This window comes from Paenibacillus humicola, assembly GCF_028826105.1.
Classification (GTDB): Bacteria; Bacillota; Bacilli; order Paenibacillales; family Paenibacillaceae; genus Paenibacillus_Z; species Paenibacillus_Z humicola.
On sequence record NZ_JAQGPL010000001.1, the window covers coordinates 4,125,266 to 4,150,061 of the forward strand.

The following is a 24,796-nucleotide window of genomic DNA, read 5'->3' on the forward strand; positions in this document are numbered from 1 at the left end:
CGTTTCACCTCCTCGGTTGGACAAAGCCGTTTTTGTCGACGGAAGCGTTGAGCGAAAGGCCCGACAGCCGCTTCAGCAGCGCCGCCGCCTGTTCGCCCGCCAGAGGAGCGGGCTGCGAAGCCTCCGAGCGCATCGGATGAAACTTCAGCCTGCAGCGTCCGTCCTTGGCGCACACGGCGTCGAGCACGCCGGTATCCTTCGTTTTCTCCGTCCTCGTACTATTAAATATATAATTGCCGAGGCTGTACGATATCCATTTTCCTTTATACGTTTCAAATCCTTGGAGCACGTGCGGATGGCATCCGATCACAAGATCGGCGCCGGCATCGATAAACGCGTGCGCGTCCCGCTTTTGCAGGCTGTTCGGACGATCGGCCCGCTCGACGCCCCAATGCACAAGCACGACGACGAGATCCGCCTGCTTGGACGCTTCGCCGATCGCCTTCACGGCGCGGGTCGTGTCGTACGTTTCGGCAAGCCCCGGCGTGTTCGGCCCCGCTTTCCACGAAACTTCCGGCACGACGTGCGTCAGCCCGATGTAGGCGACGCGGATGCCGCCCTTCTCCAGCACGACCGGCTTGAACGCTTCGGCCTCGTTGTTGCCCGCGCCTACATTCGGGATGCCCGCATCGTTCAGATGGCGTATCGTATCCCTCAAGCCTTCGACGCCTTGATCGAGGGTATGGTTGTTCGCCAGCGTGACGAGATCGAACCCCGCGGCCTTAAGCGCCGGGAGCGCCTTTGGCGAGCTTTTGAACACATACTGCTTATGCTCGGCGGGCTCGCCGCGCGTGGTGACCGGTGTCTCCAGGTTGCCGGCCAGCAGGTCGGGCTTTTTCAGAAAATCGGCCGATTTCGCATACGGGTAGCCGTACCCCTCCCGCTCCATCCGCGTCTCCACCGATCCGCTCAGCAAAATGTCGCCGACAAACGAGAGGGTAACCGTCCCTCCGCCCGAGCTGCCGTTCGAACCGCTTTCCCGGCCGTCCTTCCCTTCCGGGCCGGTCGCTTGCCCGCCGTTTTGTCCGTCGGCGTTCCCGCTGCCGTCCGCGCCGCCGGATTCACCGGAGGCGTTCCCCGGATGCGGGGCGCCCGTCCCGCCGCCTCCGGTATTCGCAGCGGGATGCGAGCCGTTCGGCCTACTGCCATCCGAAGCGCCGTCCCGGCTATCGCGCATCGTCCAATATACCGCGAACAAGACGGCAACCACGGTCAGCATCGAAAGATACAGCTGCAGCATCCGGCGAAGCCGCCTCGCCTTTCGTTTTTTTTCGGACCGCCGCGATTCCGAGCGTGACATCGACATCGGCATTTCTCTCTCCTTCTGCGTCAAGTACGGGAAGCGCGAAAATAAACCGTCTCCCCTCTTTGCTCGCGAACGGCTCTGCCCTTTCGCTCCAGATGAACGAGATGCGCAAGCGTCTCGGACATGGCAAACCGGAGATTGTGCGCATTGCCCGCAATCCGGGCGCCAAACAGCCTTTCGCAGCAGGCAAAGCCCGTTGCCGGGCCTTCGGCCAGCATCTCCGCGAGACCGTCAAGCCTCCGGGCATGGTGTGCGGCCAGCTCCCGGGTCCGCTCCCGGAATCCGGCGAACGGCTCGCGGTGGCCGGGAAACGCCAGCCGGACCTCATAGCCGCCGAGCCGGTCCAGACTGTTCAAAAACTGCTCCAGCGGATCGTCCTCCTCGCCGGGAACGACGCTGATATTCGGCGTTATATCCGGCAGCACCTGATCGCCGCACAGCATCCACCCGCGTTCCTCCGCGTAAAACACCAGCTGGCCGCCCGCGTGTCCCGGCGCGTCGACGGCAATCCAGTCGAGACCGCCCATCGAGACCGTTGCGCCGGCTTCGACGAATGTTACATCCGGCTGCGGCGTCACCTTTTCCACGAAGCTTTCCAGATGAAGAGCGACCTGCTCCAGTTGTTCGGCGGGCATGCCGTGCTCCGAGAATAGGGAGGTCAAATCGGCGCCGAACGTCCGGCCCTTCCCCCAGAGCCGCTGCGTATACGCATACGAACGCCGCGAAATCAAAACGGGCGCGCCGGCGCGGCGCTGGAACAAGCCGGCCAGCCCGTAATGGTCGGGATGCTGGTGCGTCAGCACGATCGTGTGAATATCCGGGTAGCGAATGCCCTTTTCAGACAAGAAGGCGTCCCAAGCCGCAAGCGCCTCTTCCGTATGCAGACCGGGATCGACCACGGTAAAGCCGCGGCTGTCCCGCAATATGTAACTGTTGACCCATTTCAGCGAAAAGGGAAGCGGCACCTTCACCTGCGTGACGATTCCGCTGAATCCTTCCGGCTTCGCTGTCATTTCTGCGCCCGAAGCGCTCATGGAGGCACCTTCCTGTTCCAATTCCGTTTTGTATCCATACATGCAGCCGATCAGATGACGATCATGCTGCGCAAAACCGTTCGCCGGGTGCCGCGCGCGGTGCCAGTCGATCCGGTGCCGTCTCCCGGCGCGGGCCCGGCATCCTGCCGCCCGTTCCCGGCTTGCGCCGCGGCTGGCGGGCAGCCGCATGACCGGGCGCCGGCGTCCTTAAGCCGCGCCTTTTGCTATTGTACTTCAATGCCCGCGCGTATGGCAAAGAACGTAAGGGGCAGCATGAAGAGCGAAGGCGGCTATGCGAAAACAAGCCGCTGCGTCGCCCGCAGCTGCGCGACCGAAGCCGCGCCGATGCCGAACATCGCGCCGCGCAGCTCGAGCTCGATGCGCGCAAGCTGCTCCGCCGGCGGCACGGGCGCATTCGCTTCGGCCGCGCCGGCGAGCAGCGAGCGGCCGAAGCCGGCCAGATCGGCGCCGAGCGCGATCGCCTTCGCCGCGTCGACGCCGTGCTTCAGCCCGCCGCTCGCGATCAGGCAGGCGCCCGGCAGCCGCCCTCGCGCGCCGCGAAGGCACTCCGCGGTCGGCGTGCCCCAGCCGGCGAAGGCTTCCGCCGCCGCAGCCCGGAGCGGGTCGCGCGAGCGGTGCTTCTCGACCTGGCTCCACGAGGTGCCGCCGGCCCCGGCGACATCGATAAACGCCGCACCCGCTTCCGCCAGCCGCGCGGCCGTTTCCTCGTCGATGCCCCAGCCGACCTCCTTGACGCCGACAGGAACGCCGTCATGCGCAAGCCGGCGGCAGACATCGGCGATGCGGGCCAGCAGCCCGCGGAAATTCGTATCCCCTTCGGGCTGGAACACCTCCTGCAGGCTGTTCAGGTGCAGCACGAGCGCATCCGCTTCGGCCAGCTCGACCGCGCGCCTGCACTGGTCGGCGCCGTAGCCGTAATTGAGCTGCACGGCCCCGAGATTGGCGACGAGCGGAATCGTCGGCGCCTGTTTCCGGACGCGGAACGTGTCCGCCAGCCGCTCATCCTCGATCGCCGCCCGCATCGAGCCGAGCCCCATCGCCCAGCCCCGGGCTTCCGCCGCTTCAGCCAATCGGGCGTTGATCGCGGCCGCCTCGGCCGTTCCGCCTGTCATGGAGCTGATCAGCAGCGGCACCCGCAGCTTTTTTCCGAGAAATTCGGCCGAGGTGTCGATATCGCGGAAGTTCAGCTCCGGAAGCGGCTGATGCCGAAACCGGAAGCGGTCGAACCCCGTCCCGGCGCCGGTTCCCTGCACCTCCTCTTGCAGGCAGATCCGGATATGCTCGCCTTTCCGTCTGACCGTCGCGCCCGGCTCGTCCGCCTCATAGGTTCGGTGTGTCGTCATCCTTCATCCCCCTTGGTGTTCGAAGCAAAGAGCCCGTATAGGTCTATCATCACATAATGAACGCCTGCGGAGCAAGTTTGCTTCATCCTATCGGAAATTCGGGTGATACGATAATTATGATGAACTATATTTTCATTTATATGAAATTTACAATCAAATTTGTTGTCATTCTTATCGTTCTGGCATAAAATTTAAAGAGACGACGTTATCCGGGAGGTTACCGCAGTGAAAATCAAAACATTCGAACAGACGGACGAACTCGACCGGTATGCCGCAGACCGGTTCGCCGGCCTGCTGGATGCCAAGCCCGGCGCCGTGCTTGGCCTTGCGACAGGGTCGACACCGATCGGAATTTATGAAAAAATAATAGCGAAGCATGCCCGGGGCGAAATCAGCTTCCGGCGCGCTACGACCTTTAACCTGGACGAATACGTGGGGCTTCCGCCGGAGCACCCGCAGAGCTATGCGTATTTCATGCGCGACAAGCTGTTCGGCTCCATCGACCTGCCGCCGGGCGGCGCCAACATCCCGAGCGGCGTCGCGGCGGATCTCGCCGCCGAGTGTGCCCGGTACGACCGGCTGCTCGCGGAGCGGCCGATCGATCTTCAGCTGCTCGGGCTCGGCCATAACGGGCATATCGGCTTCAACGAGCCCGATCATGCGCTTCAGGGCGGCACGCACGTCGTGCGGCTCCGCGAAAATACGCGCGAGGCGAACGCACGGTTTTTCGGTTCGATGGATGAGGTGCCGAAGCAGGCCATCACGATGGGCATCGGCTCCATTTTGAAGGTCCGCGCCATTTTGCTCGTCGTGAAAGGAGCGGACAAAGCGGAGATCGTCCGGCAGGCGCTGGCCGGGCCGATCACGACGGAGTGCCCCGCGTCGCTGCTGCAAACGCATGCGGACGTCACGGTGCTGGTCGATCAAGCTGCAGGGAGGCTGTTATGAATATGGGTTCGATGGCAACAAACGGCGACTGGCGGATCCGCGGGGTCCGAATCATCGCCGGGGACCGGATCGTTGACGGCAGCGTGACCGTCAAGGACGGCAAAATTGCCGAAATCGCGGAGGCCGGAAGCGAATCGGCATTCGAAGGAACGGCGATCGACGGCGGCGGCGGGTGGCTGCTGCCCGGTTTTATCGATATGCATGTACACGGCGGCGGCGGCGCCGATTTTATGGACGCCAGCCGCGAGGCGTACGAAACGATCACCCGTTTCCACGCCTCCAAAGGAACGACGCGCATGCTGGCGACGACGGTCACCGCGCCGCCGGAAGCGATTGAAGCGGTGCTTGCGGCAGCCGGCGGCTATCGACAGGGCGAGATGCCGTACGCCGCGCTCGAAGGCGTCCATCTGGAAGGGCCGTTTATTAGCGAGCTTTGGCCCGGCGCGCAAAATCCGGCGTTTATCGCGCCGCCCCGTCCGGACTGGGTCGAAGCATGGACGGAGCGGCATCCGGGGCTGATCCGGCAGCTGACGCTCGCGCCGGAGAAAGCCGGGGCGACCGGGCTGATCCGTCGGCTGGCGCAGCAAGGCGTCGTCGTGTCGTGCGGTCATACCGACGCGAAATACGACGAGATTTTAGCTGCCGCGGACGCGGGATTGTCGCAGGCGGTACATACGTACAACGCGATGCGCGGCCTCCACCACCGCGAGCCGGGAACGCTTGGCGCCGTGCTGACCGATCCGCGCCTCTACGCCGAGCTGATTGCGGACGGCCACCATGTCCACCCGGCGGCCATCCGGCTTGTCGTCCTCTCGAAGCCGGCGGACAAAGTCGTGCTTATTACGGATGCGATCGCCGCTGCGGGACTTGGCGACGGGGATTACCGTCTGGGCGGCCTTGCCGTCGACGTCCGCCAAGGCGTCGCCCGCCTGCGGGAAGGCGGCTCGCTCGCCGGCAGCACGCTGACGATGATTGACGCCGTCCGTTTCATGCTGGCGCATTCCGGCCTGCCGCTTCCGGCGATCAGCCGGATGGCCAGCGCCAATCCGGCCAAGCAGCTCGGTCTGGGGCCCATCACCGGCTCGATCGAGACCGGCAAGCTTGCCGATCTCGTTCTGGCCGATTCCGGGCTGAATGCCGTCCGCTCGACCTGGGTGGCGGGGAGAAACGTTTTCGCAGCCGAATAAACGGCATGAAAAAAAGCAATGGGAGACGCGGAATGCTCCCATTGCTTGTTTGTCGTTAGCGGCGGCGCGCCGTCTTCCGCATCTTACGGCATCCCCGCCGGCTCGGCGTCGCCGCCGGCTACATATTGACTGATGCCGTGCGCATTGGCGGCGGCCGAAAGCTGCGGCGGAAGCGGCCTGTCGGTGATCAGGCCCTGCAGGCTGCCGAGCGGCGCGATCGAGAACAGCGACGTGCGGCCGATTTTCGTATGGTCGAACATCGCGTAGGTTGCCTGCGAACGCGCCATCATCGCCTTCGCAATCTGCGCCTCCTGCTCCGAATACGTCGTAATGCCGCCGGTTGACGACACGCCGTCGACGCCGAGAAACATTTTGGCGATATTGAGATGAGCGATCATCCCTTCGCCGAGCGGGCCGCACAGCTCGAAGCTGTTATGCCGCATGATGCCGCCGGTGACCACGACCTGAATGTCGCTGCCGCCCAGCTCCATCGCCACGTTGACCGCATTGGTCACGACCGTGATGCCGCGCCGCGTCTTCAGCAGCTTGGCGAGAAAATGGTTCGTCGTGCCGCCGGACAAGCCGACGACGTCGCCCTCCTCGATCAGCTCGTTCGCCGCGCCCGCGATCCGTTCCTTCTCGACGTACGACAGTCCTTCCTTCTCGGCGAAAGGCAGCTCCCGGACGGCGTTCATCCCGTCGTACATCGCTCCGCCCATCGTGCGGATGACCGGCCCGGACTTCTCCATCAGCTCGAGATCCCGGCGGGCCGTCGCCTCCGATACGCCGAAGCGTTCCACGACCTCCTGGATCGTGATGCGCCCCTGGCGCTTCAGTACGTTCAGCAGCCTTTCGCGGCGAAGCTGCCCTTTCGACGTCTGCACCTCCGGCATTCTACCGTTCCACCCAGCCTTTGTCCGACAGCCGGCTTTCGACCGCCGCCCAGTCCGGCTGCGCTTCCCAGTCGCCGCGCATTTGCACGACCAGCGAGCCGCTGATGCTGCCGATCCGCACCGCTTCCACCGGAGTCAAGCCCTTCAGCAGCCCGGTCAAAAAACCGGCGCAAAACCCGTCTCCCGCTCCCACCGTATCGATCACTTGATCGGCCTTATAAAACGGGACCGAGGTCGCTTCGCCCCGCTCGAGGACAACCGTCGATTCTCCGACGCCCTTCACGACGCTGACAGCGCCGAGCGCCGAAAGCTTCGCTTTGACGGCGTCGAAGTCGTCCGTGCCGTACAGCAGCTTCAGCTCGTCCCAGCCCGGCAGAAAATAATCCGCCTGCTCCGCAAGCGGCAGCACGACGCGTCGCGCTTCTTCGATCGACCACAGCTTCAGCCGCAGGTTCGGATCGAAGCTGACGCGTACGCCCGCCCGCTTCGCCGCGTCCACGGCGGCGAACACCGTCTCGCGGCAGCTGTCGCTCAGCGCAGTGGTGATACCGGTTACATGAAGAATGCTGCTGCCCCGGATATAGTCGAGATCAAGGTCCTCGGGCCGCATCCGGCTGGCGGCCGAATGCTTGCGGTAATAATGCACCGCCAGCTTGCCCGCCACCGTTTCCCGGAACATCATCCCGGTCGGGGCATCCGGTGAGAGCCGGGCACGCGACACGTCGACGCCTTCGCCGCGCAGCCTCTTGACGACCGCACGGCCGAACGGGTCGTCGCCCAAAGCGCCGAACCAGCCGACCGAGCAGCCGAGTCTGGCCGCTCCGATCGCCACGTTGCTTTCGGCCCCGCCGAAGCTTTGCTCCAGCGTGGAGGCGCCCTCCAGCCCCCGGTACTCGGGCGGCATGAACAGCGCCATCGTTTCTCCAAACGTCAGCAGTTGCGGACTTTCCATCGACAATCGTTTCGCCTCCTGTCGAAAATCGAACGCATTATTTCGCGATCGGAAATACCATGAAATAAAGGATGACGACATAAATAATGAGCATAACTACGCTCAGCGCACGCACTTTGGCGATATGCGAGGATGCGCTGCGGCCGGCCTGAATTTCGGAAGCGATCAGCTTCAGCGGCTTCGATACAATACCGCCGATGGCAGCAATGGCCAGAAACAGGACGATAACCAGAATCATCCAGACCACCGCATATTCGCCTTGCGAAATCAGGTAACCTCCCGTCAAAAACTGCAGCACGAGAAAATATTGCGCGATCCGGTTGGCCGCTCCGAGTCCCGCCGCCAAGCCGGCTTGTCCGCCGCCGTCGAGCTTGGACGCCCTGCCGACCAGAAATGGGAGCACAAGGTAAAAGCCCATTCCCGCCGCGCCAAGTACGTGTAAAAAGATGATGAACTGTACCATTTCGCATCCTCCTGAACCATATTGTGAACCGTCCTTGCCCCGAAGCCGTATGCAAGTTTTTTCCTCATCAAGTATACTAAATCGACCGTTTGAATTCAAAACAATCCGCAGCCGGCGTCACCCGGCGCTTCCAAGCCGGTGCTTCGCCATGACCGCTTTGATCGCGAAATAATCGATCTCTTCCGGCAGCTCGTCCTTGATCGGCTTCAGCCGCTGCGCGCCGACCCGCCGGATCGTCTCGACAATAAGCGCTTCATGCTCCCCGGGAATAAAAGCGTTCCACTCCACCTCTTCGCCTTCGTCCGCGCAGCGAAGCAAATGATTTTCGATCGTGACCCGGCTCATCCCGCGCAGCCCGGCGATTTGCGGGAGCGTAAGACCGTGCCGGAACAGGGCCAGCGTCTGCGCATGAGTGGCCAGATGGGCCGTCTCGGCAAGCAGCGCAGCCGCCTCCGGATAGGCATCGGCCGTCCGGCGCTCTCCGCTGCCGGCGGAACCAGACGCAGCGCGGCCGGCCTCCGGACTTCCGGTACGGCCGCCGGCCCCTTCACCTATGGAATCCGCAGCCGCCTCCGGACGCGCTCCCGATTCCAGACTCCGGACGATGCGGATCACGTCCAGCCCGTATTTCGCCGCTTTGGCTGCGCCGACGCCTTTAATCGCCAGCAGCTGCTCGGTCGTGACCGGCTGCCGGTCGGCAATTTCCTTCAGCGTCGCGTCGAAAAACAGCATGAACGGCGGCACGTGCTCGCGTGCGGCCGTCTCTCTGCGCCACTCCCGCAGCGCTTCGAATAGCGGCGCGTTCTCCGCGCCGGCGGCGGCTCCTTCGCTGCGCCGCCGGACGGCGGTGCTGCGGCGGCGAAGAACGGTGACCTTCCCTTCCAGTACCGGAAGGGCCTCCGTAGTCAGCGAGACGGTCGGATATTCGCCGTCGCTGATTCGCATATAGCCTTCCGCCACGAGCCAGTACAGCCAGTCCGAGATGTCCTTTTCCGCCCAATTTCGGAGCAGCCCGTACGTCGTAAGCCGGTCGAGCCCGAAATCGAGCAGCCGTTTCTCTCTCGAGCCCTTCAGCACCTTCGCCGCCATCGAGACGCCGAAGCGCCCTTTCATCCGCCCGACGCAGGACAGCGCTTTGCGCGCTTCCTCGGTCAGGTCGATTTTCTCGCTTTGATCGAGACAGCTGCTGCATTTGCCGCACGTCGGCACGTCGGCTTCGCCGAAATAACCGACGATAAATTGCAGCAGGCATTTTTCCGTCCGGCTGTAATGCATCATCGTATACAATTTGCCAAGTTGAACCGCTCTGCGCTCCGGGTCGGCGGTGCTCCGTTCGATCAGAAAACGCTGCACCTGCACGTCCTGCGGCTCGAACAGGAGGACGCATTCGCTTTCCTCGCCGTCGCGCCCGGCGCGTCCCGCTTCCTGGTAATACGATTCCACGTCGCCGGGCATCTGCCAATGGACGACATAGCGCACGTTCGGCTTATCGATGCCCATCCCGAACGCATTGGTCGCCACCATAACCCGGATCTCGTCGAAACGAAACCGCTCCTGCGCTTCCGCCCGCTCCGTATCGGACAGCCCGCCGTGGTATTTGCCGGCCGCTACGCCAAGCTTCGTCAGGTCGGCGCACACCTCCTCGGCTTCCTTCCGCGTGGCGGTATAGACGATGCCGGACTGGTCCGGGCGCTGGCGGACGTATTCGCGCAAATATTTCCGCTTGTCCGTGCCCGTCACGACCGTCAGCGCCAAATTCGTCCGCGCGAAGCCAGTGACGAATATGTTCGGGCTGCGCAGCCCGAGCATGGCGGCGATGTCGCTCGACACCTCCGGGGTCGCCGTGGCGGTAAAAGCCGCGACCGGCGGCCGCTTCTCAAGCCTGCCGATCCAGCCGGCAAGCTGCCGGTAGCTCGGGCGAAAATCGTGCCCCCACTGCGAGACGCAGTGCGCTTCGTCAATTGCGATCAGCGGGATATGCAGCTGGCTCGTCAGCGATTCGAACATGGTCCCGTCCAGCCGCTCGGGCGCAACATAAAGCAGCTTGTATGCGCCTTGCACCGTCTGCCGGACGACCTCGCGGTAAGCCGCCGCATCGAGCGAGCTGTTCAAATAGGCGGCGGACACCCCAAGGCGGCCCAGCGTGTCGACCTGATCCTTCATGAGCGAAATGAGCGGCGATACGACGATCGTCGTGCCCGGCAGCAGCATCGCCGGAATTTGATAACAGACCGACTTTCCTCCCCCGGTCGGCAAAATGGCGAGCGTATCCTTCCCTTCCATCAGCCCCCCGATGATCTCCTCCTGGCCTTTGCGAAACCGGTCGTAGCCGTACACCTGCTTCAGCATGTGCAGCGCCTGCTCCAGCATTCACCCTCCTCCTTTCTGACGGTATCGATTGAAAAAGGAAGACCCTGAGCCGTTACGGTCAGGGTCTCATGTACTTCATGAGGCGGTCAAACGGACGATTACGCGGAAACGACCGCAATGACGCTGCGCACCGATTGCGCCGATTTTTCGAGCGCCGCTTTCTCGCTGTCCGTCAGCTCAAGCTCGAACACCTTCTCGATGCCGTCGCCGCCGAGAATCGCCGGCACACCCATGAATAGATTATCGTAGCCGTATTCACCCTCCAGCAGCGCGATGACCGGAAGAATCCGCTTCTTGTCCTTCAAAATCGCTTCCGTCATCTGCACAAGCGAAGCGGCCGGCGCGTAATAGGCGCTGCCGTTGCCAAGCAGACCCACGATTTCGCCGCCGCCGACGCGCGTGCGCTGCACGATCGCTTCGATCCGGTCAGCCGGAATGAGCTTCTCGATCGGAATGCCGCCGACGTTCGAGTACCGGACGAGCGGCACCATGTCGTCGCCGTGTCCGCCGAGCACGAAGCCGCGCACGTCTTCCACCGAAACATTGAGCTCTTCGGCGATAAACGTGCAGTAGCGGGCCGTATCGAGCACGCCGGACTGGCCGATGACGCGGTTTTTCGGAAAGCCGAGCGTCGTATAGGCGACATAGGTCATCGCGTCGACCGGGTTGGACAAGACGATTACATACGCGTCCGGGCTCGTCGCCTTTACATTTTCGCACACCGACTTGACGATGCCGGCGTTCGTGTTGACGAGATCGTCGCGGCTCATGCCCGGTTTGCGGGCGATGCCGGCCGTTATGATCACGACGTCGGAATCCTTCGTTGCGGCGTAATCGGAGGTGCCGGTAATTTTCGCATCGACGCCTTGGACCGGCGTCGATTCCATCATGTCGAGCGCCTTGCCCTTCGTCGGGTTTTCAAGCTGCGGGATATCGACGAGCACGACGTCGCCGAGCTCCTTCTGCGCCAGCATTAGCGCCGTCGTCGCGCCGGTAAAACCGGCACCGACAACCGTAATCTTGTTCCGTTTGATAGCCATCGGCATTGCCTCCTAAACGTTTTATCCGTATAGCGGAACTGGGCGGCGAAGAGCATGACTCGCACGACGAGGAACCGTTCGCCCGATGCGCGAGAAAATCTTCCCGAAACGCCGCCGGTCCCGGCCGCTCGGCGATAGCCGGCAGCCGGGACGAAAGCGGCGCACTCAAGCGGCAAACGAGCACCTCTTGAGCACCCCGTCAGCCGGCGGATGTCCGGAGGGCAATGCCTCCTGGACCCTTAAGCGATTCCGATGAAACCTGCTTCGCAAGGCGCTTAAGGGGAACCGGAAGAGATATCCCATGAACATGGAGTCCATGGGATGCCAGTCCCAAAATCGGGCCGGGGTGAAGAAGCTCCGCCCTCATTCCCAGTGTATCCAGATGGCAAACTTCTCAGAATCCCCGAACGCGTTTTTCCATCAGCAAAACTTGCTTCGCCAACATACGCGACAGGGGCACTTCGAAGGCAGTCTTACATATTTTTAATAATTTCATCCGCAAACGCAGAGCATTTCACTTCGGTTGCGCCTTCCATGAGACGTGCGAAATCGTACGTTACCGTCTTGTTGTTGATCGACGTTGCCATCCCTTTATAAATCAGGTCGGCCGCTTCCTGCCAGCCCAGATGCTCAAGCATCATGACGCCGGACAGAATGACGGAGCCCGGGTTGACGACGTCGAGATCGGCGTATTTCGGAGCCGTGCCGTGCGTCGCTTCGAAAATCGCGTGGCCCGTCAGGTAGTTGATGTTGGCGCCCGGCGCGATGCCGATGCCGCCGACTTGGGCAGCCAGCGCGTCGGACAAATAGTCGCCGTTCAGGTTCAGCGTCGCGATGACGTCGAAGTCGGTCGGACGGGTCAAAACTTGCTGCAGGGCGATGTCGGCAATCGCATCTTTCACGATAACTTTGCCGGCTGCTTCCGCTTCCTTCTGCGCTTTGTTCGCCGCGTCGGTGCCTTCGGCTTCCTTGATGCGGTCGTATTGGCCCCAGGTAAACGTTTTATCGCCGAATTCCTGCTCGGCGACTTCGTAGCCCCAGTTTTTGAACGCGCCCTCGGTAAATTTCATGATGTTGCCTTTATGGACAAGCGTGACCGATTTGCGGCTGTGCTTAATGGCATATTCGATGGCCGCACGGACGAGACGCTTCGAGCCTTCGGACGAAACGGGTTTGATCCCGATGCCCGACGTTTCCGGGAAGCGGATCTTCTTTACGCCCATTTCGTTCTGCAGAAACTCGAGCACTTTCTTCACTTCCGCCGTGCCTTCCTGATATTCGATGCCTGCATAGATATCTTCCGTGTTTTCCCGGAAAATGACCATGTTAACGAGATCGGGACGCTTCACCGGCGAAGGAACGCCGTCGAAATAACGTACGGGACGCAGACAAACGTACAGGTCGAGCTCCTGGCGCAGCGCCACGTTCAGGGAACGAATGCCGCCGCCGATCGGCGTCGTCAGCGGGCCTTTGATGGCCACGATATATTCGCGAATCGCCGTCAGCGTATCGGCCGGCAGCCATTCGCCGTACGAATTGAACGCTTTCTCGCCGGCAAACACTTCGTACCAGGCGATTTTCTTCTGGCCTTTAAACGCTTTGTCCACGGCTGCGTCAAGGACGCGCTTCGACGCCTTCCAAATATCGCGGCCTGTGCCGTCCCCTTCGATGAACGGAATGATCGGGTTGTTCGGAACCTGCAATACGCCGTTGTCGATCGTAATTTTGTCGCCCTCGGTCGGAAGTGCAAATTTTTCGAGTTTCATGAGTCGTATTCCTCCTAAAATAATGACTTTGGCTTGGCTGCAGGATAACGGATGCCGGCGCGCGGCTTGGCAGCCGGGCGCCGGCACCCTGCCGCTCCTTGACGATGCGGCGGTCCCGCCGGATGCGGGCTTCGATTAACTGCGCTGGTCGATCGGGACGACCTTCTGGCTGACAGCACCGGTGTATTCGGCGCGGGGGCGGATCAGGCGGTTGTTCTCGTACTGCTCGAGAATGTGCGCCGTCCATCCCGATACGCGGCTGATGGCGAAGATCGGCGTAAATAGGTCGCGCTCGATGTTAAGCGTCGTATAGACGGAAGCCGAATAGAAATCGACGTTCGGCTTGAGCCCTTTCTGGCCGGTCACGATTTCTTCGATCTTGACCGACATTTCGTACAGCTCCATGTTGCCGGTCAGCTTGCCGAGCTCGCGCGACATTTTCTGAAGATGCTTCGCGCGAGGGTCGCCGTTCTTGTATACGCGGTGGCCAAAGCCCATGATTTTCTCTCTGGCCGCGAGCTTTGCGTTGATATAAGGCTCGACGTTGGCGGACGAACCGATCTCTTCAAGCATGACCATCACGGCCTCGTTCGCGCCGCCGTGCAGCGGCCCTTTGAGAGCGGCGATTGCGCTCGTCACGCCGGAATAGATATCGGACAGCGTCGCGACCGTTACGCGCGCGGCGAACGTCGAAGCGTTCAGCTCATGGTCGGCATGCAGAACAAGCGCTTGGTCAAGGGCTTTGACCGCCACCTGGTCGGGTTCTTGTCCGGTCAGCATGTACAGGAAGTTGTAAGCCACGGATACGCCGGCCTTCGGAGCTACCGGCTCCAGGCCTTTGCGAATGCGGGCGAACGCCGCAACGATCGTCGGCAGCTGCGCCTGCAGCTTGACCGCCTTGCGGAGATTCGCTTCGGGAGTCATATCGTTTGCGGACTCGTCGTACAGCGCAAGGCTCGATACGGCCGTACGCAGCGCCGCCATGGAGTTGGTGTTTTTCGGAAAAAGCTTGATTTGCTCGATCACCTGCGCGGGAATCGGAGCATATTCACCCAGCTGCTTGAGCAGACCGTCCAGCTCGGATTTTGTCGGGAGTTTTCCGTACCAGAGCAGGTATGCGACTTCTTCGAAAGAAGCGTTTGCCGCAAGATCGTCAATATCGTAACCGCGGTATGTCAGCACGCCGTCGACGATGGAGCTGATCGAGGACGTGGTAGCGACGATTCCTTCCAGACCTTTGGTAGCCGTCATGTTTTTCTCTCCTTTTATGTTCAATTGAGCATTTCCAAACCTTCGAATCCGTCTCGTCGCTTTTAATCATATCGGATTTTGATATTGAAGTGAACAAAAACGGACATAAAAATGCTTTATCGGCATCATTAAAATTAGTTGTTGCCAGTGCGGAAGGCCTGCAGGGCGGCAAAAAAACCGAGAATTCGGCACCATGCCGTATTGTACCACTTCCACCTCAAAAATACACCCGAACAGGTAAAAAATCCCGTCCATGCGGGACGATGGGCGACCGGCAATTGCCTCATTTCCGACACCGCAGGCGTTTTTCCCCGGTTCACCGGATTTGGCGGGACTTGCCGGCTTCCGCTCGGTGAATTTCTTTAGACCTGGGCCTGCACATGTTAAAATGGGCTGAAGAACGTCATATCAGATGGAAACCGGAGGCTCCCGCACATGACAGAACAACGCATCGGCATTATCGATATCGGCTCCAATTCGATCCGCCTGGTCATCTATGAACGGACCGCCGCCGGCGCCCACCGCGTCATCGACGGGAGCAAACGGTCCGCCCGCTTGAGCGAGCAGATCGACGAAAAAGGACGGCTGCCGGAAACCGCGATCGACGAGCTTGTCGATATGCTCAGCCACTTCCGGCTCATCTGCGCGCATCACCGGGCCGGTCATATCCGCGCGATCGCCACGGCGGCGATTCGTAACGCCGTCAACCGGAAACATGTGCTGAGCCGTGTCGAAGCCGAGACCGGCCTCGCCGTGGAGCTGCTTTCCGGCGAAGAAGAAGCCGGGTACGGCTTTCTCGGGATGATCAACACAATGGACGTGACGGACGGCTTCCTGATCGATATCGGGGGCGGCAGCACCGAGCTGTCGCTGTTCAAGGACCGGACGCTTGTCCGGTCCGTCTCGTTCCCTTTCGGCTGCGTCAGCCTGACCCGTCGCTTTGCAGCCGGCGGCGGCTTCGGCGACGAGCAGCTGCGCGCGCTCGTCCAGCACGTCGAGCGGGAGGCGCAGCGCGAGCCGTGGCTCAGCCGGTCGCCGGGACTGCCGCTCATCGGGGTCGGCGGCACGGTCAGGGCGCTTGGCAAAATACATCAGGCGCACGTCAAATATCCGTTCGACAGCTTCCATAACTACGAAGTCGCATCTGAAGACGCGGATGAGCTCTACGAGACGATTCGCCGGATGCCGATCGGAAGCCGCCGCAAAATGCCCGGCCTCTCCAAGGACCGGTTGGACATCATCGTGCCCGGCCTCGCCATCCTGCGTACGCTGTTCTCGGCTGTACGGGCGTCGCGCTATGTCATCTGCGGCTCCGGCCTCAGGGACGGCCTCTTCTACGCGACCCGGTTTCCCGACCGTCCGATACTGGACGACGTGCTGGCTTACAGCGTCGGCAATCTGGCGGCCCTGCACCCGGAAGCGCCGCGTCATCACGTCGCCCAGGTGAACCGCACGGCGATCCAGCTGTTCGAAGCGCTGCAGGACGCGTTTCCTTTTCCCGAGCGGGCCAAAACGTGGCTCGACACCGCCTCCACACTGTTCCGGATCGGAGCTAGCATCGATTATTACGATTACCGCAAGCATACGTTTTACCTGATGGTCAATTCCCACCTGAACGGCCTGTCCCACCGGGAAACGCTGCTGGTCGCCGCTATCGCCTCCTATAAAAACAAAAGCCGCGTCCGCCAGATCGCTGCGGCCTACAAGCCGATGCTGTCGGATGCGGACGCGGAGCTGATCTGCCGATTAGGCTTGCTGCTTCAGCTGGCCGTCGCGCTCGACCGGAGCGAAACGCAGGCGATCGGGCGGCTGACCGTTCGGACGGATGGCGGCAGGCTGCAGCTGCGCGCCGTTCGAGCCGAGGGAACGCTTGCGGTGGAACGCAAGGAGGTCGAATCAATGGCGGCTGATTTCAAGAAAACGTGGGGGATGCTGCCCGCGCTCCTGCCGCCCGATTACCTTTAGCCCTTCCAGCTTTCGATCCGCTGCGCCTCGAACTGGCTGCGGATCGGCGGCGCCGTTTCGTCCTGCACCCGCTCGTAATTGCCGCCCGGCTGCAGCTCCCGGGCCTTCCGGTTGTCGCTCAGGTTCAGCCGCAAAATGCCTACGAGCATCCCCCGCAAGCCCGCGTCGAATACGGGGCACATCAGCTCGATCCGGCGGGTCAGGTTTCTCGTCATCCAATCCGCGCTCGACAAATACACGTCCTCTGCGCCGCCGCCCCGAAAATAAATAATCCGAGAATGCTCCAGAAACCGGTCGACGATGCTGATGACGCGGATATGCTCGCTTAAGCCCGGGACGCCCGGCCTCAGGCAGCAAACGCCGCGGACGATCAGCTCGATCCTGACGCCGGCCTGCGACGCTTCGTACAGCTTGTCGATCATTTCCTGGTTCGACAGACTGTTCATTTTGGCGATGATATGGGCCGGCCTGCCTTCCTTCGCATATCCGATTTCTCGGTCGATCAGGCCGAACAGCTTCTGCTTCAGATCGTTCGGGGCGACGCCGAACGCCTTCCATTCGTACGGCGACGAATACCCGGTCACCTCGTTGAACAGCGCGGAAGCGTCGGCGCCGATGACCGGATGAGACGTAAACAGCCCGATATCGGTATACAGCTTGGCCGTATTGCCGTTATAGTTTCCCGTGCCGACGTGGACGTAGCGGCGAAGCGTATGCTGCTCGCGGCGGACGACCAGCGTAATTTTGGCATGCGTCTTCAAACCGACGAGACCGTATACGACGTGGCAGCCGGCTTTCTCCAGCTGGCGCGCCCAGGCGATGTTCCGCTCCTCGTCGAACCGCGCCTTCAGCTCCACGACGACCGTCACCTGCTTGCCCGATTCGCCCGCTTTCGCAAGCGCTTGGATAAGAGCCGATTGGCCGCTGACCCGGTACAGGGTCATTTTGATCGCGAGCACATCCGGGTCATAAGCCGCTTCCATCACGAAATCGTCCACCGCTTCGAACGATTCGTACGGATGATAGACGAGCACGTCCCGCTCGCGAAGCAGTGCGAACAGGTCGTCCGCTTCTTCAACTTCGCGGGGATAGACGGGCTCCATCCGTTCGAAGCGAAGCGATTCATAGCCCTGCAGCGATCCCGCGAACCGCATCAGAAAGCCAAGGTCGAGCGGGCCTTCGATTTCAATCGTGTTTTCGCCCAGCTCGAGCTCCTCCTTCAGCATGCGCAGCGCATACGGATGCATGCCGCGGGCATATTCAAGCCGGACGGGCATTCCCCAGCGGCGGCGGCGCAGCTCCTTCTCGATCTCCTCCAGCAAATCCTCGGCGCCTTCCTCGTTCAGCGTCAAATCGGCGTTTCGCGTCAAACGAAACGGATGGACCCCTGCCGTCGTATAACCGTTAAAGAGCGTGCCGATATGCCGTTCTATCAAATCTTCCAGAAAAACGAATTCGGCCTTCCTGCTGTTCGCCCGGCCCGGAACGGCGACCAAACGCTGCAGGATCGACGGCACCTGCACGATGGCGAAATAAGGTTCTTCCTCCGGCGGATCGTCCTCCCGGCGCAGCAGGACGGACAAATACAGCTCTTTCGAATGCAGCAGAGGGAACGGGCGGCTCTGATCGACGGCCATCGGCGTCAGAACGGGAAAGACGATCTCGCGAAAATAATCATCGATCGCTTTCGTTTGGGCGGCGGTCAGCTCGCCGAGCGTCCGCAGGCAGATGCCGGCCCGCGACAGTCCCCGCATGACGTCGCGGTACGTTTTATATTGGTCCGCCACCATATGCGCCGTCCGCTTTAAAATCCGTTTCCATAAACCGGCCGGCGTATAGCCGGTAAAATCTTTTTTCGTATAGCCTGCCTTCATCTGGTCCTGAATGCCGGCAACGCGGACGCTCATAAATTCGTCCAGATTGCCCGCGAAAATCGCCAGAAATTTTGCCCGTTCGAGCAGCGGATTGTCCGGATCCTGCGCCTCTTCCAGCACGCGCCGGTTAAACTCGATCCAGCTCAGGTCGCGGTTGAGGTACCGGGATAGCAGCTTGTTCATGCGGTGTCCCCCTAAAGAGATGGTGCCGATAAGCCATTATAAGGGCGCACTGTCAGTCCCATATTAAGGGATTGTAAATGCCGCGTAAAACGGCCGTGTCCGTCCGCCGTCATTTGTAAACGTCTGCCGTCATGTTACAATATTGTGCATCAAGGAAGCATATGCTAAAGCAGGGAGATTGTCCTTCGATACCGCATTTTACGCCCAAAGGGGGTTGATCAGCATGGATCCGGCTCTATGGAAGCGGCTCGGCCGCGCCGTTATCGTTCTTGTCGGAATTGCCGCCGTCGTTCTCGCCATCGTCTTTGTAACGCCGCTTGTCTATCCGTTTATTTTCGGCTGGCTGATCGCTTATGCGATTCATCCCGTCGTCAATTTTTTGCAGCGGCGGCTGAAGCTTCCGAGGTGGATCGGCGTCACGTTAACGCTGCTCGCCTTCGTCGCCGCGGTCGTCACCATCGTCTCGGCGCTCGTCACCCGCATCGTCGTGGAAATCATCCATTTGTCGAGAACGCTCAATTCGACGATCGACTGGTGGCGGGACCAGTTTCAACGGCTTGTCGCCGCTCCGGAAATTCAGAATTTGATCGACAAGGTCAGCTCGTTTTATCAGAACAACCCGAACTACCAGAACACGATCAACGCGCGCATCTCCGACACGGCCAACCTGATCGCCAAGACAAGCACCGACCTGATCACCTATATTTTGAACGGCATTGTCGGCTTTCTGTCTTCGCTGCCGAATGTCGCCACAATCAGTATCGTCGTCCTGCTGGCCGCGTTTTTTATTACGAAGGACTGGTACCGCCACCGGACCCGCATGTCCGGCTGGCTTCCCGATCATATGCGCAAAACGATATCGGTCGTTTGGAACGACCTGCTTCGCGCGCTGTTCGGCTACTTGCGCTCCCAGTTCATCATGATTTCGATCACGGCGGTCGTCGTCACCATCGGCCTGCTTATTCTGCGCGTCGATTACGCAATTTCGATCGGACTGCTGATCGGACTCGTCGACCTGCTGCCTTATCTCGGCGTCGGCGCCGCCATGGTGCCGTGGATCGCATATACGTTCATTTACGGAGACCTGTCGCTTGGCATCGGCTTGTCCGTCTTGTACGGCGTCGTACTCGTCGCACGCTCCATGATCGAACCGAAGGTGCTGGCCAGCAGCGTCGGTCTGGACCCGCTCCCTACGCTTATCGGCATGTTCGTCGGGCTCAAGCTGTTCGGCGTCGTCGGCCTGATTATCGGACCGGTTTCCCTTGTCATTCTGTCCACCATACATAACGCGAACGTTTTTCGGGACTTGTACGCTTATATTATGAAAGGAAAATGACACCGCCCGGGAAAAAGCGGCGGCAGACCGGAACTCCGGGTTCCGGCACTGCCGCCGCTTTTTCCGTTTGGCTCCGCTAAGTTAACGGCGCCGGATGGTGAAGCTCCCGTCCCGCATTTTCTTCTCCAGCCAGCGGAACATGACCGAACGGTAAAACGGCCGCGTCAGCGGAAGCAGCAGCGTCGCTCCCAGGATATCCGAGAAAAAGCCCGGCAGCATCAGGAGCAGCCCGCCGATCAGCACGCACAAGCCGTCGAGCATCGCCCTGCCCGGAGGGAGTCCGGATTGCAGCTGGCGCTGCACCTCGAACCACGCCTTGCGCCCTTCCAGCCGGGCCAACTGGGCGCCGGCAACACCGGTGAGCAGGATCAACCCGAATGTCGCCCAGCCGCCGATCCAACGGCCCATCTGCACGATTCCCCACAGCTCGAGGGCGGGAACGACGATAATAGCCGCCACGAGCCATTTAAGCATCAGCGGCGCCCTCCAGCCGCCCGTCCCGGCCTTCGGCGGCCGCCCGCAGCAGCCGGTACAGCTCCGGAAAGCCTTTATCCAGCCGCGACGGACGCCAGTCCCCGTTCACCCACACGTGGCGCGTTCCGCCGCGGACCAGCAGATCGCCGGGCGGCTCCTGGCCGTTCCAAACGTCCGGCAGCGGCCCATCCTCTTCAATCCGCCTCACTTCAAAGCGAAAAGCGAGCCGTACCGGCGAGCATTCCTCAATGGCGGTACAAACCGCGACCCGGTCGTCGTAGCGCGCGGGAGAGAGATAGCTGCACTCTGCGCCGACGACCGGCAGCAGCAGCCCCTTCGCTTCGATTTCCCTGTACGTCGTACCGAAATGACGGACGAATTCCGTCCGCCCGATCTCGAACCAGGTCAAATAATTGGCGTAGTACACAACGCCCATTTGATCGGTCTCCTGGTACCTGACCCGCAGCGGATGCAGATGCCAGATGGGCGTTCCCGTTTCTGTCGACATCGCCGACACCTCCCGAACGTTTATCGTATCGCCGCCTTAGGCTTCCTTCGATTAAACCAAAAGCGACGGCGCTGTCAGCGCCATCGCTTTCGTCTGCTTTATAGATGAGGCGCGCCGCCTTCCGGCTTAAAGCACCTTCGCCTGACCCGAATAGATGACGCCGATCTCCGCGTACACCGTCACTTCCATGCCGTCGTGCAGCAGCTCGAGCGCCTGTTGAACGCCGAGAATGACCGGGATGCCGAGGTTAAGCGCCACGATGGCCGCGTGACTCGTTACGCCGCCCTGCTCGGTAATGACCGCGGACGCTTTCTCGATCGCGGGCATGTACTCCTTGTCCGTTGAAACGGTGACGAGAATCGCGCCTTCCGTCATCTTGGCGGCCGCTTCCTGCGGGCTGCGGGCGACGACGACCTTGCCCGTCGCGCTCTGCGTGCCGATCCCCTGGCCTTTGGCAATCAGCTCGCCGATCGTATGGATTTTCATCAGGTTCGTCGAGCCGGAACGGCCGACCGGCACGCCGGCCGTAATGATGACCGTATCGCCAAGCTTGACGATTCCGGAGTCGATGCCGCCGCGCACGGCGATTTCGAATACGTCGTCCGTCGTTTCCGCCGGCGTCCCTTTCACCGGAATAACGCCCCAGACGAGCGCAAGGCGGCGCATCACCTGCTCGACCGGCGTCACGGCAATAACCGGCGATTTCGGGCGGTACTTCGAAACCATCCGCGCCGTATAGCCGCTTTCCGTCGACGTAATGATCGCTTTCGCGTTCAAGTCGAGCGCGGAGTTGGCGACCGCCTGGCTGATCGCCTCGGTCACGGTCGTCTGCTGCGCGTTCGCCTGCTTCGTGAACATTTCGCGGTATTCGAGCGCAGCTTCGGCCCGCTCGGCGATCCGGGACATCGTCATCACCGACTCCACCGGATATTTGCCCGCCGCCGTTTCGCCGGACAGCATGATGGCGTCCGTCCCGTCGAAAATCGCGTTCGCCACGTCGCTTGCCTCGGCGCGCGTCGGGCGCGGATTGCGCTGCATCGAATCGAGCATTTGCGTCGCCGTAATGACCGGTTTGCCGGCGCGGTTGCATTTCTGAATCATCATTTTCTGCACGAGCGGCACTTCCTCGGCCGGAATTTCGACGCCGAGGTCGCCGCGCGCAACCATCAGGCCGTCGGAAACCTCGAGAATTTCATCGAGATTGTCCACGCCCTGCTGGTTTTCAATTTTGGAAATGATCTGGATATGACCCGCGCCGTGCCGCTCCAGCAGCTCGCGGATTTCGAGCACGTCGCTTGCCTTGCGGACGAACGAAGCGGCGACGAAATCAATTCCCTGCTCAATGCCGAATACGATGTCGCCGGCATCCTTCTCCGTTATGCCCGGGAGCGAGATATGAACGCCAGGCACGTTGACGCCTTTCTTGCTCTTGATCGGGCCGCTGTTGACGATGCGGCAGATGATCTCGGTGCCCTGCACCTCTTCGACCGTCAGCCCGATCAGGCCGTCGTCGATCAGGATCGTCGAGCCGACTTTGACGTCCGCCGGCAGGTTGGAATACGTGACCGGAATCCGATAGCGGTCTCCCAATATATCCTCAGTCGTAATCGCGATTGTTTCGCCCTGCACGAGCTCGATCGGCTCTTCCTTCAGCTTGCCGAGGCGGATCTCCGGGCCTTTCGTATCCAGCAGGATCGCAACCGTTTTGCCGAGCTCTCCGCAGGCTTGACGGATGTTTTTGATCCGGTTGCCATGCTCCTCGAAATCGCCGTGGGAAAAGTTAAGGCGCGCGACATTCATGCCGGCGTTAATCAGTTTCTTGGTGTTTTCCAGCGACTCGCTGGAAGGACCGATCGTACATACAATTTTTGTTTTGCGCATGGTTCTTCTCCATCCTCCGTCTGCTGCTTCGGCTAAAGCCTGATTATTTATAACACGAACCCGCTAGACTTGCGCCTCGGCGGATTCGGGCGTATCGGAAAGTTGCTGGGGCTGCGGGCCTTCCTCCTGCCGCTCGGCAGGCAGCTCCCGAGGACGCTCCGGCTCGCGGATGCGGCCGATGCGGCGGAATTTGTCGTAGCGGTCCCGGATCAGCTCCCCCGGCGTCAGCTTCGACAGCTCGCCGATATGGCGGCGGATCGCTTCCTTCATCGTCTCCGCCTGCGCGGCCAAATCGCGGTGCGCGCCGCCCTGCGGCTCCGGCACGATCTCCTCCACGATGCCGAACTCGACCATGTCGGCCGCCGTAATTTTCATGACCGCCGCCGCTTCGTCGGCGCGGGAGGCGTCCTTCCACAATATCGAGGCGGCGCCGTTCGGCGAAATGGCGGAATAAATCGCGTTCTCCAGCATCAGCACGCGGTTGCCGACGCCAAGCGCCAGCGCTCCGCCGCTGCCGCCCTCGCCGATCACGACGCAGACGATCGGCACGCCGAACGTCGCCATTTCCCGCAGGTTGCGGGCGATCGATTCGGATATGCCGCGTTCCTCCGCCGTGTTGCCGGGATAAGCGCCCTTCGTATCGATGAACGTCACGATCGGGCGGCCGAATTTGTTCGCCTGCTGCATAAGCCGAAGTGCTTTGCGGAAGCCTTCCGGATGCGGGCTGCCGAAGAAACGGGCGATGTTGTCCTTCGTATCCTTTCCCCGCTGATGGCCGATCACCGTCACCGGAAGCCCGTTCAGCTTGGCCAGTCCGCCCACGATCGCCAGATCGTCGGCAAACAGGCGGTCGCCGTGCAGTTCGATGAAATCGGTGAAAATCGCCTGAATGTAATCGAGCGTGGTCGGACGCTGGTGATGGCGCGCCAGATGCATTTTCTGCGCCGGCGTCAGCTCGCTGTACAAATCGTCCTGGAGCTTCCTGCACCGTTCCTCCAAACGGGCGATTTCCTCGGAAAAATCGATCCCGGATTCCTGGCCGAGCTTGCGAAGCTCGTCGATCTTTTTGCGCAGCTCGCTGAGCGGCTTTTCGAACGGCAGATCAACCGCCATACGTAACCTCCCCCTTTACGGCGTGCATGTCGAGCAGCTTGGCCAGCATGGCCTTCAATTCCTTGCGGTGCACGACCTTGTCGAGCTGGCCGTGCTGGAGATTGAACTCCGCGGTCTGGAAATTGTCCGGCAGCTTCTGGCGGATCGTCTGCTCGATCACGACGCGCCCGGCAAAGCCGACCAGCGCCCCGGGCTCGGCCAGATTGTAGTCGCCAAGCATCGCAAAGCTGGCGGAAACGCCGCCGGTCGTCGGATCGGTCAGCACGGAGATGAACAAACCGCCGCCGCCCTGGAAATGAGCGAGCGCAGCGCTCGTTTTGGCCATCTGCATCAGGCTGAGAATGCTTTCCTGCATCCGCGCGCCGCCCGAGGTCGAGAAGATGATCATCGGAAGCTTTTTGGCGTGGGCTTGTTCGATCGCGCGCGTAATTTTCTCCCCGACGACCGACCCCATGCTTCCCGCGAAAAAATCGAAGCTCATGACGGCGACGACAACCGGAAAACCGCCGATCGTCCCTTCGCCCGTCACGACCGCGTCGCGCATATTGAGCGCCTTCTTCTGGCGCTCCAGCTTGGCCGCATAATCAGGAAAGCCGAGCGGGTCTTCCGACTCCATCTCGGCGTCGTATTCGATCAGTTTGCCGTCGTCGAGCGTAAGCGCGATCCGCTCCCGCGCGTTCAGCCGGAAATGATGGCCGCACTCCGGACAAACCTTCAAATTTTTCTCGATTTCCTTGCTGAATTGAATATTGCCGCATTTCGGGCATTTCGACATCAGGCCTTCGGGAATGTCCGGCTTCGGACGAGGCTGCCCGGAAGGAATCGTCGCGTATTTCTTTTTATGAAATAAGTCCTTGAACACGAAAGACACCTCTTTGGTGGCGCAGT

The 24,796-nt window shown here is 61.1% G+C and carries 20 protein-coding genes; 4 read left to right on the forward strand and 16 right to left on the reverse strand.

What is annotated here, in order from left to right; all coding sequences use genetic code 11:
- Positions 1 to 4: 4 nt before the first annotated feature.
- The 3 genes from PD282_RS18970 to fni form a co-directional block, all read right to left on the reverse strand.
- Complete coding sequence (locus PD282_RS18970) at positions 5 to 1,240, reverse strand: CapA family protein (protein WP_274652205.1); 1,236 nt, start codon at positions 1,238 to 1,240, stop codon at positions 5 to 7.
- 89 nt (positions 1,241 to 1,329) lie between these two features.
- On the reverse strand, positions 1,330 to 2,529 hold the full coding sequence (locus PD282_RS18975) for an MBL fold metallo-hydrolase (RefSeq protein WP_274652207.1): 1,200 nt from the start codon (positions 2,527 to 2,529) through the stop codon (positions 1,330 to 1,332).
- 101 nt (positions 2,530 to 2,630) lie between these two features.
- Entirely contained in the window at positions 2,631 to 3,704 is a 1,074-nt protein-coding gene (gene fni, locus PD282_RS18980) for a type 2 isopentenyl-diphosphate Delta-isomerase (RefSeq protein ID WP_274652209.1), read from the reverse strand.
- 225 nt (positions 3,705 to 3,929) lie between these two features.
- On the opposite strand from fni, the gene nagB reads away from it, so the two are divergent.
- On the forward strand, positions 3,930 to 4,652 hold the full coding sequence (nagB, locus tag PD282_RS18985) for a glucosamine-6-phosphate deaminase (protein ID WP_274652211.1): 723 nt from the start codon (positions 3,930 to 3,932) through the stop codon (positions 4,650 to 4,652).
- A gap of 11 nt (positions 4,653 to 4,663) precedes the next feature.
- Positions 4,664 to 5,839, forward strand: coding sequence for an N-acetylglucosamine-6-phosphate deacetylase (nagA, locus tag PD282_RS18990; protein WP_420832370.1), 1,176 nt, complete (start codon positions 4,664 to 4,666; stop codon positions 5,837 to 5,839).
- Between the two features lie 83 nt (positions 5,840 to 5,922).
- Here the strand turns inward: nagA and PD282_RS18995 are convergent, their stop codons facing one another.
- From PD282_RS18995 to citZ, 7 genes are all read right to left on the reverse strand, one after another.
- On the reverse strand, positions 5,923 to 6,732 hold the full coding sequence (locus PD282_RS18995) for a DeoR/GlpR family DNA-binding transcription regulator (protein WP_274652215.1): 810 nt from the start codon (positions 6,730 to 6,732) through the stop codon (positions 5,923 to 5,925).
- A 1-nt stretch (position 6,733) separates the two neighbouring features.
- Positions 6,734 to 7,684 (reverse strand): sugar kinase, encoded by a 951-nt coding sequence (locus PD282_RS19000; protein WP_274652217.1) that lies wholly within the window; start codon positions 7,682 to 7,684, stop codon positions 6,734 to 6,736.
- Between the two features lie 37 nt (positions 7,685 to 7,721).
- The gene (locus tag PD282_RS19005; RefSeq protein ID WP_274652219.1) at positions 7,722 to 8,147 is read right to left on the reverse strand and encodes a hypothetical protein; all 426 of its coding nucleotides are present in this window, start codon (positions 8,145 to 8,147) and stop codon (positions 7,722 to 7,724) included.
- A gap of 117 nt (positions 8,148 to 8,264) precedes the next feature.
- Positions 8,265 to 10,517, reverse strand: coding sequence for a DNA helicase RecQ (gene recQ / locus PD282_RS19010; protein ID WP_274652221.1), 2,253 nt, complete (start codon positions 10,515 to 10,517; stop codon positions 8,265 to 8,267).
- A gap of 98 nt (positions 10,518 to 10,615) precedes the next feature.
- Positions 10,616 to 11,557, reverse strand: coding sequence for a malate dehydrogenase (gene mdh / locus PD282_RS19015; RefSeq protein ID WP_274652223.1), 942 nt, complete (start codon positions 11,555 to 11,557; stop codon positions 10,616 to 10,618).
- A 473-nt stretch (positions 11,558 to 12,030) separates the two neighbouring features.
- Positions 12,031 to 13,323 carry an NADP-dependent isocitrate dehydrogenase gene (gene icd, locus PD282_RS19020; RefSeq protein WP_274652225.1) on the reverse strand — a complete coding sequence of 431 codons (1,293 nt, stop codon included), beginning with the start codon at positions 13,321 to 13,323 and terminating at the stop codon, positions 12,031 to 12,033.
- Positions 13,324 to 13,458: 135 nt separating this feature from the next.
- Positions 13,459 to 14,574, reverse strand: a complete 1,116-nt coding sequence (gene citZ, locus PD282_RS19025) for a citrate synthase (protein ID WP_274652228.1) — start codon at positions 14,572 to 14,574, stop codon at positions 13,459 to 13,461.
- Between the two features lie 435 nt (positions 14,575 to 15,009).
- Between citZ and PD282_RS19030 the strand changes: the two genes are divergently transcribed.
- Positions 15,010 to 16,539 (forward strand): Ppx/GppA phosphatase family protein, encoded by a 1,530-nt coding sequence (locus PD282_RS19030; protein WP_274652230.1) that lies wholly within the window; start codon positions 15,010 to 15,012, stop codon positions 16,537 to 16,539.
- Here PD282_RS19030 and ppk1 read toward each other — a convergent pair.
- Complete coding sequence (gene ppk1, locus PD282_RS19035) at positions 16,536 to 18,596, reverse strand: polyphosphate kinase 1 (RefSeq protein WP_274652232.1); 2,061 nt, start codon at positions 18,594 to 18,596, stop codon at positions 16,536 to 16,538. The two genes, PD282_RS19030 and ppk1, sit on opposite strands and share 4 nt — an antisense overlap.
- A gap of 223 nt (positions 18,597 to 18,819) precedes the next feature.
- On the opposite strand from ppk1, the gene ytvI reads away from it, so the two are divergent.
- Positions 18,820 to 19,932 carry a sporulation integral membrane protein YtvI gene (gene ytvI / locus PD282_RS19040; RefSeq protein WP_274652234.1) on the forward strand — a complete coding sequence of 371 codons (1,113 nt, stop codon included), beginning with the start codon at positions 18,820 to 18,822 and terminating at the stop codon, positions 19,930 to 19,932.
- Positions 19,933 to 20,013: 81 nt separating this feature from the next.
- Here the strand turns inward: ytvI and PD282_RS19045 are convergent, their stop codons facing one another.
- The 5 genes from PD282_RS19045 to accD all read right to left on the reverse strand — a co-directional run bounded on the left by PD282_RS19045 (position 20,014) and on the right by accD (position 24,770).
- A complete protein-coding gene (locus PD282_RS19045) occupies positions 20,014 to 20,406 on the reverse strand; it encodes an FxsA family protein (protein WP_274652236.1) in 393 nt (130 codons plus the stop codon).
- Positions 20,399 to 20,914, reverse strand: a complete 516-nt coding sequence (locus PD282_RS19050) for an acyl-CoA thioesterase (RefSeq protein ID WP_274652238.1) — start codon at positions 20,912 to 20,914, stop codon at positions 20,399 to 20,401. The genes PD282_RS19045 and PD282_RS19050 overlap by 8 nt, the downstream gene beginning before the upstream one ends.
- A gap of 126 nt (positions 20,915 to 21,040) precedes the next feature.
- Positions 21,041 to 22,795 carry a pyruvate kinase gene (gene pyk, locus PD282_RS19055; protein WP_274652240.1) on the reverse strand — a complete coding sequence of 585 codons (1,755 nt, stop codon included), beginning with the start codon at positions 22,793 to 22,795 and terminating at the stop codon, positions 21,041 to 21,043.
- 63 nt (positions 22,796 to 22,858) lie between these two features.
- Entirely contained in the window at positions 22,859 to 23,908 is a 1,050-nt protein-coding gene (locus PD282_RS19060) for an acetyl-CoA carboxylase carboxyltransferase subunit alpha (protein WP_274652243.1), read from the reverse strand.
- Positions 23,898 to 24,770, reverse strand: a complete 873-nt coding sequence (gene accD, locus PD282_RS19065) for an acetyl-CoA carboxylase, carboxyltransferase subunit beta (RefSeq protein ID WP_274652245.1) — start codon at positions 24,768 to 24,770, stop codon at positions 23,898 to 23,900. The genes PD282_RS19060 and accD overlap by 11 nt, the downstream gene beginning before the upstream one ends.
- Positions 24,771 to 24,796: the final 26 nt, after the last annotated feature.

Coding starts and splice junctions, on each gene's coding strand:
- PD282_RS18970 (WP_274652205.1), bottom strand. CDS start 1,240: ATGCTGCAGCTGTATCTTTCGATGCTGACCGTGGTTGCCGTCTTGTTC.
- PD282_RS18975 (WP_274652207.1), bottom strand. CDS start 2,529: ATGCGGCTGCCCGCCAGCCGCGGCGCAAGCCGGGAACGGGCGGCAGGA.
- fni (WP_274652209.1), bottom strand. CDS start 3,704: ATGACGACACACCGAACCTATGAGGCGGACGAGCCGGGCGCGACGGTC.
- nagA (WP_420832370.1), top strand. CDS start 4,664: ATGGCAACAAACGGCGACTGGCGGATCCGCGGGGTCCGAATCATCGCC.
- PD282_RS18995 (WP_274652215.1), bottom strand. CDS start 6,732: ATGCCGGAGGTGCAGACGTCGAAAGGGCAGCTTCGCCGCGAAAGGCTG.
- PD282_RS19000 (WP_274652217.1), bottom strand. CDS start 7,684: ATGGAAAGTCCGCAACTGCTGACGTTTGGAGAAACGATGGCGCTGTTC.
- PD282_RS19005 (WP_274652219.1), bottom strand. CDS start 8,147: ATGGTACAGTTCATCATCTTTTTACACGTACTTGGCGCGGCGGGAATG.
- recQ (WP_274652221.1), bottom strand. CDS start 10,517: ATGCTGGAGCAGGCGCTGCACATGCTGAAGCAGGTGTACGGCTACGAC.
- mdh (WP_274652223.1), bottom strand. CDS start 11,557: ATGGCTATCAAACGGAACAAGATTACGGTTGTCGGTGCCGGTTTTACC.
- icd (WP_274652225.1), bottom strand. CDS start 13,323: ATGAAACTCGAAAAATTTGCACTTCCGACCGAGGGCGACAAAATTACG.
- citZ (WP_274652228.1), bottom strand. CDS start 14,574: ATGACGGCTACCAAAGGTCTGGAAGGAATCGTCGCTACCACGTCCTCG.
- PD282_RS19030 (WP_274652230.1), top strand. CDS start 15,010: ATGACAGAACAACGCATCGGCATTATCGATATCGGCTCCAATTCGATC.
- ppk1 (WP_274652232.1), bottom strand. CDS start 18,596: ATGAACAAGCTGCTATCCCGGTACCTCAACCGCGACCTGAGCTGGATC.
- ytvI (WP_274652234.1), top strand. CDS start 18,820: ATGGATCCGGCTCTATGGAAGCGGCTCGGCCGCGCCGTTATCGTTCTT.
- PD282_RS19045 (WP_274652236.1), bottom strand. CDS start 20,406: ATGCTTAAATGGCTCGTGGCGGCTATTATCGTCGTTCCCGCCCTCGAG.
- PD282_RS19050 (WP_274652238.1), bottom strand. CDS start 20,914: ATGTCGACAGAAACGGGAACGCCCATCTGGCATCTGCATCCGCTGCGG.
- pyk (WP_274652240.1), bottom strand. CDS start 22,795: ATGCGCAAAACAAAAATTGTATGTACGATCGGTCCTTCCAGCGAGTCG.
- PD282_RS19060 (WP_274652243.1), bottom strand. CDS start 23,908: ATGGCGGTTGATCTGCCGTTCGAAAAGCCGCTCAGCGAGCTGCGCAAA.